Below are 12,801 nucleotides of genomic sequence, written 5' to 3' on the forward strand. Positions count from 1 at the left end.
TTTTTAGAAAAGGGAGAGATTACGAATGAAGAAATGGTTAACAGGAGCTTTAGCAGCAACAAGTATTTTCGCTCTAGCAGCATGTGGAGCAGACGATTCAACAGGTGATAATGAAGGAACAGAAGAAGGCGGACAAGTTGAACTTATTGTTGGTGCATCAAATGTTCCTCACGCGAAAATTTTAGAGGAAGCACAGCCTTTACTTAAAGAACAAGGGGTAGACCTTGTGATTGAAACGTACCAAGATTACATTCTTCCTAATCAGGATCTTGAAGCAGGGGAAATTGACGCAAACTATTTTCAAAGTCTCCCTTATTTCGAGCAGCAAATTGCAGAACTTGGCTATGACTTTGTTAATGCAGGTGGCATTCATGTTGAGCCAATCGCTGTTTATTCTCAAAAATATGATTCACTTGATGAGCTTCCAGACGGAGCGGAAATTATTATGAGTAATTCTGTAACTGATCATCCTCGTATTTTATCGCTGCTTGAAGAAGAAGGTCTCATTACACTTGATCCTGAAGTAGATAAAATGGTTGCTGAAGTTGGAGATATTCAAGATAATCCTAAAAACCTTGATTTTTCATTCGATGTTGAGGCATCACTACTCGTTCAATTCTACGAAAATGATGAAGGTGACGCAATTCTAATCAATTCTAACTATGCAATTGATGCAGGACTGAATCCACTTGAAGATTCAATTGCAATTGAAGGTTCTGAATCTCCTTACGTTAACATCATTGCAGTAAACAGTGGTGACGAAGATAACGAAGCGGTTCAAAAGCTTGTTGAAGTATTAATGTCCGAAGAAATTCAAGACTATATTTTAGAAGAATGGAATGGAAACGTCATCCCTGGTGATGCTGAATAATTGTCATGAAAACTCCTGTCATTTGACAGGAGTTTTATTATTGATGCAGCCCGATGTACGAGCGCATGGATGTAGATAAGGAGACGGGAATTCTAACATACGCGAAGTGATGCTCACAACTACACAAGCAAATTCAAAAAAGAAAGGATATACTGAATCCTTCGTATACTTTAGTCATAACATTAAAAAGGGACACTTTTGGAGCAGCATTCATGATGAAGGATGTTTTTACATTAAAAGATACTAACTCAAATTCATGTAGTAGCTATTCAAGCTGGTGTTGTTATGCTCATGCAGCGATAAAGGTTGTGTGGACATTACAAAAATTTAAAGAAGAAAATGCAACAACATAAAAAATTCAGAAAATAGGTTTATCTTGTGTTTAAACGGGTATACATCTTAATGTACATGAAACCATGCCACGGAAAAAACCGTAAAGGAATGATTCATTATCCATTTAATTAAAATGGAGTACACAGGTGAGATGGAAAAAGCCATGCTAAGCGCACATGGAATTGGCTATGAAACCTATAAGAGAGAGCATGATATTCGTATGAATGTTGAAATGAAACGAGAAGAAAATTATAAAAAAGGCCAGCAATTATTTGCGGACCTTGAAAGCAAACTTCACAGTAATATATAATAAGAAAGGTTGAAAAGTCAGTGTTTATTACACTGGCTTTTTTTAGTGCATATAATTTAGAAATTGGCTATTCCTATAGATGTGAAAATCCGCTGTCGAAAGAATCGCTGTAGGATTTGATTCTAGGTTTGATTTGTTATAAGATTGTAATGAGAATAAATTGAGAATGGTTATTCCATATCAAAATTGTCTATAAACGGAGGTAGTTAGGTTATGGCTTCAACGTTAGTGATAAAAGATCTTCATGTTGAAATCGAAGGCAAGGAGATATTAAAAGGTGTAAACCTTGAACTTGATAGCGGTAAAATTCATGTCATCATGGGACCAAACGGCACAGGTAAATCAACACTTGCTTCTGCAATTATGGGTCACCCGAAATTTGATGTGACAAAAGGTGAGGTTCTTCTTAACGGAGAGAACGTACTTGAGATGGAAGTAGACGAACGTGCACTTGCTGGACTATTTCTTGCTATGCAATACCCAAGTGAAATTACTGGCGTAACAAACGCAGATTTCTTGCGTTCAGCAATCAATGCGCGTCGTGAAAAAGGAAAAGAAATCTCATTGATGAAATTTATCAAAGAGCTTGATAAAAATATGGACTTCCTTGAAATGGATCAAAACATGGCACAGCGTTACCTGAACGAAGGTTTCTCTGGTGGAGAAAAGAAACGTAATGAAATTCTTCAACTAATGATGATTCGTCCTGAATTCGGAATTTTAGACGAGATTGATTCTGGTCTAGATATCGATGCTTTAAAAGTTGTTTCAAAAGGAATTAATCAAATGCGTAGTGAAGACTTTGGTTGCTTAATTATCACTCACTACCAACGTCTGTTGAACTACATTGAGCCAGACTTTGTTCATGTAATGATGCAAGGGCGTGTTGTCAAATCAGGTGGCCCTGAGCTTGCTGCGCGATTAGAGTCAGAGGGTTATGACTGGATTAAACAAGAACTAGGTATTGAAGACGAAACTGTAGGCCAAGAAGCGTAACTGATAGGAGGATGAATATGACGACACAAACGAAATTGCCGGTTGATCAGCAAGCGGTACAGGCTTTTTCTAAGAAGAATGGAGAGCCGAGCTGGCTGTCGTCCCTTCGATTGGACGCACTTGCGAAAGCGGATGAACTTCCACTACCGAAGCCGGACAAAACCAAAATTGCTAAATGGAATTTTACACAGTTTGCTAAACATACAGTAGACAGCGAAGTATACAGCTCTCTAGAAGATCTTCCTGAGAGCATCAAATCACTAATTGATGTTGAAAAGCAGCAAAGCTTGTATATTCAACGCAATAATACGCCTGCTTATTTAACTATTTCAGATGAGTTAAAAGAAAAAGGTGTTATTTTCACGGATATTCTAACAGCAGCGAAGGATCATTCTGAGCTTGTTGAACAATACTTTATGAAAGATGCTGTTAAAGTTGATGAGCACAAGCTTACGGCTTTACACGCTGCTTTAGTTAACGGCGGAGCATTTTTATATGTACCTAAAAATGTAGAAGTGACTGAACCAATTCAAGCGGTGTACGTTCACGATAACCCTGAAGCAACACTTTTCAACCACGTTTTAGTTGTGGCTGAAGATAATAGCTCAGTGACATACGTTGAATCGTATTTAGCTACAGAAGATGTGCAAGAATCGGTTGTGAATATCGTATCCGAAGTTGTAGCGAAGCAAAATGCGCGCGTCGTGTACGGTGCGGTTGATAATTTATCAGCTGGAACTACTACGTATGTAAATCGTCGTGGGGTAGCAGGTCGAGATTCACGTATTGAATGGGCACTTGGGATGATGAACGATGGCGATACGATTGCTGAAAATATCACGAAACTTATTGGTGACAATTCGTTTGGTGATACAAAAACGGTCGTTGTTGGTCGCGGAGACCAAAAGCAAAACTTTACAACAAATATTACGCACTGGGGCAAGAACTCAGAAGGTTATATTTTAAAACATGGCGTGATGAAAGATGCTGCTTCATCCATTTTTAACGGAATTGGAAAAATCGAACACGGTGCGACTAAGGCCAACGCGGAGCAAGAATCACGCGTATTAATGCTTAGTGAAAAAGCTCGTGGCGATGCAAACCCAATCCTTTTAATTGATGAAGATGATGTTACTGCAGGCCACGCTGCTTCTGTTGGCCGTGTAGATCCAATGCAGCTTTTCTACTTGATGAGCCGAGGAATTTCAAAGCATGAAGCAGAACGATTAGTTATTCATGGATTCCTTGCACCGGTTGTTACAAAACTTCCGATTGAGGGTGTTAAAAGACAATTGAGTGAGGTAATTGAAAGGAAAGTTCAATAATGAATGTAAGTGAGATCCGCAGAAGGTTTCCGATCCTTGATCAAGAAGTTAATGGTCAGCCACTTGTCTATTTGGATAGCGCAGCCACTTCACAAAAGCCGCTGTCTGTGATCCAAGCTTTAAATGAATACTATAGTGGGTACAATGCGAATGTACATCGTGGTGTTCACACGCTAGGAACGAAAGCAACAGATGGCTATGAAGGTGCGCGCGAAAAGGTTAAAACTTTTATCAATGCTTCCTCGACTGAAGAAGTTATTTTTATGCGTGGTACAACAACAGCAATCAATACGGTTGCTCAAAGCTATGGTCATGCAAATGTGGGAGAGGGCGATGAAATCGTCATTACACACATGGAACACCATAGTAATATCATTCCTTGGCAACAACTAGCAAAAGTAACGGGTGCAACACTTAAATATGTGCCTCTTCAAGAAGATGGGACGTTGTCATTAGAGGATGTTCGTGAAACGATTACATCACAAACGAAAATAGTGTCCATCATGATGGTATCCAACGTACTTGGTACGATGAATCCGATCAAAGAAATCACAAAAATTGCCCATGATCATGGTGCGGTTATGGTGGTGGATGGTGCACAAGCGGCTCCTCATATGAAAGTGGATGTTCAAGATCTAGATTGTGATTTCTTTGCATTTTCAGGTCATAAAATGGCTGGTCCAACTGGGATTGGTGTGTTATATGGCAAGAAGAAATGGTTGAATAACATGGAACCTGTAGAATTCGGTGGCGAAATGATCGATTTCGTTGGTTTGCACGAATCAACCTGGAAAGAGCTTCCTTGGAAGCTTGAAGGTGGCACACCGATCATTGCTGGAGCGATTGGTTTGGGCGCTGCAATCGACTTTTTAGAGGAGATTGGCCTTGATGCAATTGAAAAACATGAACACCATTTAGCAGCATATGCGCTGGAAAAAATGTCTGCGGTTGAAGGAATGACCATCTATGGTCCGAAAGATCCTAGCAAAAGAGCAGGCATTGTGACATTTAATCTCGATGATGTTCACCCTCACGATTTGGCTACTGTACTTGATGCAGAAGGAATTGCCATTCGCGCAGGTCATCATTGTGCTCAGCCATTGATGAAATGGTTGAACGTTTCTTCAACAGCACGTGCTAGTTTTTACCTTTATAATACAGAAGAGGACATTGATCGGTTAGTAGCGGGACTTGTGAAAACAAAGGAGTATTTTAGCGATGTCTTTTAATAACCTTGATACATTGTACCGTCAAGTCATTATGGATCATTATAAAAACCCACGTAATAAAGGTGCAATTGAAGATGGAAGTGTGACAATCGATATGAATAATCCTACATGCGGAGATCGCATTCACTTAACATTAGATGTGCAAGATGGCATCGTTAAGCAAGCGAAATTCGATGGAGATGGGTGTTCGATTTCAATGGCTTCTGCTTCAATGATGACACAAGTGATCACGGGGCAAAAAATAGAGACGGCTTTGAAAATGTCAGGGATCTTTTCCGATATGATGTTAGGCAAGGATTACGATGATTCAATCGACCTTGGTGACATCGAAGCATTACAAGGAGTGGCGAAATTCCCAGCACGAATTAAATGTGCAACACTTGCTTGGAAAGCGATGGAAAAAGGAATTGACTTGAATCAGGAATAGTGTTTTTGACACGTTTCTCATATTAAAAGGAGGAATCACCATGGCGAAGAAAATGCCAGATGTAGGAGATTATAAATATGGTTTCCACGACAAAGACGTTTCTCTCTTTCGCTCAGAGCGTGGTCTGACACGCGAAATCGTTGAAGAAATTTCACGAATGAAAAATGAGCCAAAATGGATGCTTGATTATCGTTTGAAATCACTTGAGCATTTCTATAAAATGCCTATGCCACAATGGGGAGGCGATATGAGTGGGTTGAATTTCGATGAAATCACTTATTACGTTAAGCCTTCTGAAAAAAGTGAACGCAGCTGGGATGAAGTACCTGAAGAAATCAAGCGTACATTTGATAAATTAGGTATTCCTGAAGCAGAACAAAAGTATTTGTCTGGTGTTTCTGCACAGTACGAATCTGAAGTTGTGTATCACAACATGAAAGAAGACCTTGAAGAAATGGGTATTGTGTTTAAAGACACTGACTCTGCTCTTCGTGAAAACGAAGAACTTTTCAAAGAACATTGGGGTACGATCATTCCATACTCTGATAACAAGTTCTCAGCGCTTAACTCGGCTGTATGGTCAGGCGGATCATTCATCTACGTTCCAAAAGGAGTTAAAGTTGATACACCACTTCAAGCATACTTCCGTATTAACTCTGAAAATATGGGACAGTTCGAGCGTACGTTGATCATTGCGGATGAAGGCTCAAGCGTTCATTACGTAGAAGGTTGTACGGCTCCTGTTTACACAACCAATTCTCTTCACAGTGCCGTTGTTGAAATCATCATCAAAAAAGATGCTTATTGCCGTTACACAACGATTCAAAACTGGGCGAACAACGTGTTCAACCTTGTAACGAAGCGTGCTGTATGTGATGCAAATGCAACAATGGAATGGGTTGATGGTAACATCGGTTCGAAGCTTACAATGAAATATCCAGCGGTGATCCTTCGTGGAGAAGGCGCACGTGGTATGACCTTGTCGATCGCTTTAGCAGGTAAAGGGCAACATCAAGATGCAGGAGCAAAAATGCATCACTTGGCACCTAATACGTCTTCAACGATTGTTTCGAAATCTATCTCAAAGCAAGGCGGTAAAGTAACGTACCGCGGAATCGTTCACTTCGGACGTAAAGCGCATGGCGCACGTTCAAACATCGAGTGCGATACGTTGATCATGGATAACCAATCGACTTCTGATACGATTCCTTACAATGAGATCTTGAACGATAACATTTCTTTAGAGCACGAAGCAAAAGTTTCGAAAGTATCTGAAGAGCAATTGTTCTATCTTATGAGCCGTGGAATCTCTGAAGAAGAAGCAACGGAAATGATCGTAATGGGCTTTATCGAGCCATTCACAAAAGAACTACCAATGGAATACGCAGTTGAAATGAACCGTCTTATCAAGTTTGAGATGGAAGGTTCCATCGGATAACCAAACGTTGGTATATCAAGAACACCCCCTCTACCATTTTTGGTGGAGGGGGTGTTTTATTATCAGACATTAAAACATCCAGACAGGTGAATAGCTTCCGGAGAGGTGTTGAAAGCTCTCCAGAAGCTATTGTTTAACAGCAATTAACTTTAAAATCTTACGCTGGTATTTTTAACTCTTGTCCTACGTAAATTAAATAAGGGCTAGAGATGTTGTTCAAACGAGCTAATTCATCTACTGTCGACCCAACCTGAATCGCAATAAGTGACAATGAATCTCCTGCTACTACATTATATGTAGATGAACCTGGTTCCGAAGGAGTGCTTCCTTCTCCATTAGGAATTTTTAACTCTTGGCCTACGTAAATTAAATAAGGACTAGAGAGGTTATTCAAACGAGCTAATTCATCGACTGTCGTTCCAGTTTGAATCGCAATAAGTGACAATGAATCTCCTGCTACTACAGTATATGTAGATGGGTTTGAATCGCCTGGTTCTGAAGGAGTGTTTCCTTCTCCATTAGGAATTTTTAACTCTTGTCCTATTTGAAGTAAATAAGGGCTAGATAGGTTATTCAAACGAGCTAATTCGTCAACTGTCGTTCCAAATCGAACCGCAATGGCAGACAATGAATCTCCCGCTACTACCTTATAAGTAGAAGGGTTGTCTCCAGGGTTTGAATCGCCCGGTTCAGAAGGCTCCTCCCCTTGTCCATTAGGAATTTTCAACTCTTGTCCTATTTGAAGTAAATAAGGGCTAGAGAGGTTATTCAAACGAGCTAATTCATCGACAGTCGTTCCAAATCGAACCGCAATACCTGACAATGTATCTCCCGAAACTACCGTATAAGTAGAAGGATTAGAATCACCCGGTTCACCTGGATCAGTAGGCTCCTCATTATCTCCATTAGGAACTTTTAACTCTTGTCCTACATAAATTAAATAAGGGCTAGAAAGATTATTCAAGCGAGCTAATTCATCAACGGTCGTACCAAATCGAACCGCAATGGCAGACAATGTATCTCCCGAAACTACCGTATAAGTAGAAGGATTAGAATCACCCGGTTCACCTGGATCGTCTGGGTCAGTAGGCTCCTCATTATCTCCATTAGGAACTTTTAACTCTTGTCCTACATAAATTAAATACGGGCTAGAGAGATTATTCAAACGAGCTAATTCATCGACAGTCGTATCAAATCGTACTGCAATGCCTGATAATGTATCTCCCGCCACTACCGTATAAGTAGAAGGATTAGGATCACCTGGATCACCTGGGTCGCCTGGATCACCTGGATCAGAAGGCTCCATATCATCATATTGATGTAATCCATTTCCCTCAATTATGGAGATTAGTTTACTAGGATAATCTGGATCGGTAGCATATCCTGCATCACTCAATGCTTGCGCTGCAACTCTATAGTCTGTTTCTCCTATAACTTTAGCGTAATGAGGACGTTGTAGGAATTCACCATGATCGTTAAAAGATTCTAAGTATGATGGATAACTCCTAAACTTTTCATCCCCTACTATTATCCATTCTCCGTTTAAATATTCCCAAGTAGGATACAAAGCATACGATCCATTATAATCACCTTTTATACCGAAAAGGTTATTATCATTGCGACTTAGTTCAGATTGTCCCCAACCTGTCTCTAATATTGCTTGGGCCATAATAATGGATGCAAGAATATTATTGCCGTTCATAGATTCAACAGCATGGGAAGCTATCGAATTAATAAAACCCTGTGTGTCAACTTTTAACATGAAAAAATTGTCATCCATTAAGGGTCCAAGGTAGGCAAATTTAGTTGAATCTGTAATATCATATTCAATATTCGGCTCTGTTTCCGTCGAGTCTTCTTGTTGTAAATCATCCTCACTAGATTCAGGTGTATTTTCTTCATCCTCTAGTTCTGATTCTTCCTCTGTTTCTTCTACAGGAGCTTCCACTTCTTCTTCAGTTTCTTCTACAGGAGCTTCCACTTCTTCCTCAGTTTCTTCTACAGGAGTTTCAATTTCTTCCTCAGTTTCTTCTACAGGAGCTTCAATTTCTTCTTCTGTTGCTAAAGCATTATCTTCTGAAATCAATTCGTCACCAAACTCTAGTAATTGTTGTTGATCAGTATCTAGTTCTTCAGATGAAAAAGCCCCTACTGCTGGAGAGAACATGTTGATCGTCATAATCGATGCTGTTGAAGTAGTAACGATTGTTCTTTTAACTTTTAACTTCTTTCTCTGAGAAGATAACTGGTTCATCGTTATTTTCCTTTTTTGCCGCATTTCTTTCTCCTCCTTTTTAAATTGGTCTTTTTAATGGAATTTTAAAATACCTTCTCCTCAAATTAGGTCATGAAGCCACCTCTTGAAATAGGAGAATCCCTTTAAATTCCATCTAAAATAGTTTTATCAAATATATAAGACTATTATGATGTGAGTATACCAATATGTAGATAGATTTCCAATACAATAATTTAAGCAATTTTGTGGAGTTTGAAAATTGAGTCGGATATGAATTCGACTTCATCTATCAAGCCTCGATATATTCAAATATAGAAGATTTGTTTATTTTGTATTATATTTACATTATTTTCAAAAATAATAGGTTGTAGAGAAATTGATGGAATCATCATTTGGGAGGCGTTTTGTCTTTTTGATTGGTGATTGCTCTATCATTGCGTATGGTACAATCATAGTTATACATAGTAGTAGGTGATAAGATGATTTATATTGGGTTAACTGGATGGGGGGATCATCCTGACGTGTATCAGCGTTCATCTAGCCGAGATAAGTTAAAAGATTATGCAAGTCATTTTCCTGTGGTGGAACTTGATGCTTCTTTTTATGCGATTCAGTCTCAGCGCAATATGGAAAGATGGGTAAATGATACACCTAATTCTTTTCAATTTATTGTGAAAGCTTATCAAGGAATGACCGGTCATCAACGTGGGGATATTCCTTTTGATTCAAAAGAAGCGATGTTCCAAGCGTTTGTCCAATCCCTTCGACCGTTGATTGAAAGTGGAAAGCTTGGGATGGTGTTATTTCAATTTCCACCTTGGTTTGATTGTCAAAAAGCTCATGTTGACTATATTCGCTTTTGTAAAGAACGGCTTGAAGACTTACCTTTATCAATCGAATTCCGTAATCAAACTTGGTATAGTGATGCATTCAGGGATCGAACCGTATCATTTTTACAAAAAGGCGATTGGATCCACAGTGTTTGTGATGAACCGCAAGCTGGGGAAGGATCGATTCCCATTGTGCCCATTGCAACGAACAACGACGCTACACTCGTTCGATTTCATGGTCGAAATGTTCATGGTTGGACACGCAAAGGAAACGAAGACAATTGGCGTGAGGTTCGGTATTTATATGAGTATAATGAACAAGAACTTCTTGAATGGGTTCATATACTTAAAAAAATACAGCGTCAGTCTAAAGATGTTTATATTTTATTTAATAATAATTCTGGTGGTCATGCTGCTCGAAATGCCAAACATCTAATGCAATTATTAAAAATTGATTACGAAGACTTAGCATCGAGACAGCTTGATTTATTTTAATTGACGGAGATGACAACCATGGAATGGATTATATTACCGCTTATTGGTTTGGTAGCGGGCGCAATTGGTTCGTTGATTGGGCTTGGTGGAGGAGTGATTGTGGTACCTGCCCTGTTGTTTTTTGGTTCAACACTTGGGATAGTTGAAGGGATCACACCTCAAACTGCTGTTGGCATCTCTCTTGTAGTGATGATTTTCACAGGTCTGTCATCGACACTTTCTTACATGAAGACAAAAACAGTAGATATTAAGAGCGGCTTGCTCTTTTTTATTGGAAGTGGACCAGGAACGATTTTAGGTGCATGGGTAAATCAAACTCTTACACTAGATTCGTTTCATCTTTCATTCGGTGTGTTTTTGCTCTTTTTATCATTCATTCTAATGATTAGAAATAGAATAAAGCCAATTGAGCGATTTAAAACAACTTCTTATCAACGCTATTTTACTGACCCACAAGGTGTAGATTATCAATATGGTTTCCCACCACTCATCGGTGCTACCGTTGCATTTTTAGTAGGATTTGCATCTGGATTATTGGGCATTGGTGGTGGGGCGGTGATGGTACCGCTCATGATTATTGCCTTTTTATTCCCACCTCATGTAGCAGTTGGGACATCCATGTTCATGGTGTTTTTATCTGCGTTAACTGGCTCAGCGTCACATATCGTACTAGGTAACGTCAATTGGTTATATGTATTAGCGCTAGCGCCAGGAGCTTGGTTCGGTGCAAAATTCGGTGCTTGGCTCAATTTTCGATTGCAGTCAGATAAACTTGTTCTCGTACTAAGAGTGATTCTCGTACTAATTGCCATTCGCTCGATTATTGATGGCCTAGTAGGGTAACAGAAAGGTGGAGTTACTCCCTATGAAAGAAAAAATATATCTTTATCATACAAATGATCTTCATAGTCACTTTGAGAATTGGTCGAGGATTCGAGATTACATACTGTCACGCAAACGACATCACCAGAAAAAAGGTGAACCCGTGTTCGTCTTTGATATTGGTGATCATGCCGATCGATCACATCCGCTAACTGAAGGATCAAAAGGAAGAGAAAATGTTCGTTTGCTTAATGAAGTCGGATATGATGCAGTTACCATTGGCAACAATGAAGGCATTACATTTCCTTATGAAGACCTCAATCATTTATATGATGAAGCTGAGTTTGAAGTCGTGGTAGCGAACCTTTTTACTAAAGAGGGTAGTAGACCTGATTGGGTAATCCCGACGTTGATTAAGAAAACTACAAAAGGAACGAAGATTGGGATTGTTGGTGTAACCGCAGAATATGGGGCGCTTTATGATCGGCTTGGTTGGCATGTGACATCAGCAAAGGATGAGTTAAAGGCACAAGTTCGTGTGTTAAAAGAACAGGCGGATATCATCCTATTTCTTTCCCATTTAGGTATTCGTGAAGATGAGTGGGTGGCAGAAGAATGTCCAGATATTGATGTTATTATGGGTGGACACACACACCACGTGCTGGAATTGGGTAAAATTCATAACAAATCTCTACTTGCAGCTGCAGGAAAATATGGCATGTATATAGGAAAGATTGAACTTGAATTTGATCATGAAACGAAGCGCATAACGGATAAAACAGCTTCACTTGTTAATACGGAATCTTTGCCTCCTTCTTCAAACGAAATGCGAGAAATTATGCAGTGGCATGAAGAAGGAAAAAAGCTTTTATCGGGTGTTGTGACTAATCTCGATCAGTCTCTCGATCATCATCCATTGGCCCCAACGCATTTAGCTAAAATGTTAAGTTCTGCGATCGTTGAATGGTGTGGGGCCGATTGTGGAATGATTACGGGCGGACTTTTATTGGATGAGCTACCTGCAGGTCCAGTAACAGTCTATGATCTACATCGTATATTACCGCACCCAATAAACCCTTGTGCTGTAGAACTGTCAGGAAGTGAGCTAAAAGAAGTTCTTAGACAATCTCAAAATCAAGAGTGGCCAACAACTGTGGTCAAAGGGCTAGGTTTCAGAGGAACAATTCTAGGAACGTTTGTGTATGAAGGGATTGAAAGCAGAGCTAACCAATTTTTTGTAAATGATGAACCAGTTGAAACGGATAAAACATACACAGTAGCGACGGTTGATATGTTTACGTTCGGTTTCTTTTTCCCGGCAATGCAACGAGCAAAAAAACAGTATTTTATGCCTGAGTTCCTACGTGATATTTTAAAAGAAAAAATCAAGCGGTTAGAACCAGATTTTTCTAAAAATTCCATTCAATCTACCGATAAATAATTTATAGAGAAGATGTACTTTAAGATGAAGAAGGACAATGAATAGAAT

General features: G+C 39.4%; 12 protein-coding genes. 11 read left to right on the forward strand and 1 reads right to left on the reverse strand.

The annotated features are described in order from the left end of the window. Positions 1-25 precede the first annotated feature (25 nt). The 8 genes from AB1471_RS09090 to sufB all read left to right on the forward strand — a co-directional run bounded on the left by AB1471_RS09090 (position 26) and on the right by sufB (position 6,929). Positions 26-871 carry a MetQ/NlpA family ABC transporter substrate-binding protein gene (locus AB1471_RS09090; RefSeq protein ID WP_367779442.1) on the forward strand — a complete coding sequence of 282 codons (846 nt, stop codon included), beginning with the start codon at positions 26-28 and terminating at the stop codon, positions 869-871. Positions 872-1,083: 212 nt separating this feature from the next. After that, complete coding sequence (locus AB1471_RS09095; RefSeq protein WP_367779444.1) at positions 1,084-1,224, forward strand: hypothetical protein; 141 nt, start codon at positions 1,084-1,086, stop codon at positions 1,222-1,224. 131 nt (positions 1,225-1,355) lie between these two features. Then, the gene (locus tag AB1471_RS09100; RefSeq protein WP_367779445.1) at positions 1,356-1,514 is read left to right on the forward strand and encodes a YuzK family famiily protein; all 159 of its coding nucleotides are present in this window, start codon (positions 1,356-1,358) and stop codon (positions 1,512-1,514) included. 213 nt (positions 1,515-1,727) lie between these two features. Continuing rightward, positions 1,728-2,510, forward strand: coding sequence for a Fe-S cluster assembly ATPase SufC (gene sufC, locus AB1471_RS09105; protein ID WP_367779446.1), 783 nt, complete (start codon positions 1,728-1,730; stop codon positions 2,508-2,510). Positions 2,511-2,527: 17 nt separating this feature from the next. Further along, the gene (sufD, locus tag AB1471_RS09110) at positions 2,528-3,835 is read left to right on the forward strand and encodes a Fe-S cluster assembly protein SufD (protein ID WP_367779447.1); all 1,308 of its coding nucleotides are present in this window, start codon (positions 2,528-2,530) and stop codon (positions 3,833-3,835) included. Beyond that, the gene (locus AB1471_RS09115; RefSeq protein ID WP_367779448.1) at positions 3,835-5,064 is read left to right on the forward strand and encodes a cysteine desulfurase; all 1,230 of its coding nucleotides are present in this window, start codon (positions 3,835-3,837) and stop codon (positions 5,062-5,064) included. The genes sufD and AB1471_RS09115 overlap by 1 nt, the downstream gene beginning before the upstream one ends. Next, positions 5,054-5,491: a Fe-S cluster assembly sulfur transfer protein SufU gene (sufU, locus tag AB1471_RS09120; protein WP_367779449.1), complete on the forward strand. Its 438-nt coding sequence runs from the start codon at positions 5,054-5,056 to the stop codon at positions 5,489-5,491. Before AB1471_RS09115 ends, sufU begins: the two co-directional genes overlap by 11 nt. Before the next feature lie 40 nt (positions 5,492-5,531). Next, the gene (sufB, locus tag AB1471_RS09125) at positions 5,532-6,929 is read left to right on the forward strand and encodes a Fe-S cluster assembly protein SufB (protein WP_367779450.1); all 1,398 of its coding nucleotides are present in this window, start codon (positions 5,532-5,534) and stop codon (positions 6,927-6,929) included. Between the two features lie 157 nt (positions 6,930-7,086). Here sufB and AB1471_RS09130 read toward each other — a convergent pair whose 3' ends face one another. Further along, positions 7,087-9,207 (reverse strand): LysM peptidoglycan-binding domain-containing protein, encoded by a 2,121-nt coding sequence (locus AB1471_RS09130; protein WP_367779451.1) that lies wholly within the window; start codon positions 9,205-9,207, stop codon positions 7,087-7,089. A gap of 437 nt (positions 9,208-9,644) precedes the next feature. Here AB1471_RS09130 and AB1471_RS09135 point away from each other — a divergent pair, with 437 nt between their 5' ends. From AB1471_RS09135 to AB1471_RS09145, 3 genes are read left to right on the forward strand one after another with little or no spacing between them, the layout of a single operon-like run. Continuing rightward, the gene (locus AB1471_RS09135; protein WP_367779452.1) at positions 9,645-10,490 is read left to right on the forward strand and encodes a DUF72 domain-containing protein; all 846 of its coding nucleotides are present in this window, start codon (positions 9,645-9,647) and stop codon (positions 10,488-10,490) included. 18 nt (positions 10,491-10,508) lie between these two features. Further along, positions 10,509-11,333: a sulfite exporter TauE/SafE family protein gene (locus AB1471_RS09140; protein WP_367779453.1), complete on the forward strand. Its 825-nt coding sequence runs from the start codon at positions 10,509-10,511 to the stop codon at positions 11,331-11,333. Positions 11,334-11,355: 22 nt separating this feature from the next. Further along, positions 11,356-12,753: a bifunctional metallophosphatase/5'-nucleotidase gene (locus AB1471_RS09145; protein WP_367779454.1), complete on the forward strand. Its 1,398-nt coding sequence runs from the start codon at positions 11,356-11,358 to the stop codon at positions 12,751-12,753. The last annotated feature ends 48 nt before the right edge of the window (positions 12,754-12,801 follow it).

It is taken from the genome of Jeotgalibacillus marinus (genome assembly GCF_040801915.1).
Lineage (GTDB): Bacteria > Bacillota > Bacilli > Bacillales > Jeotgalibacillaceae > Jeotgalibacillus > Jeotgalibacillus marinus.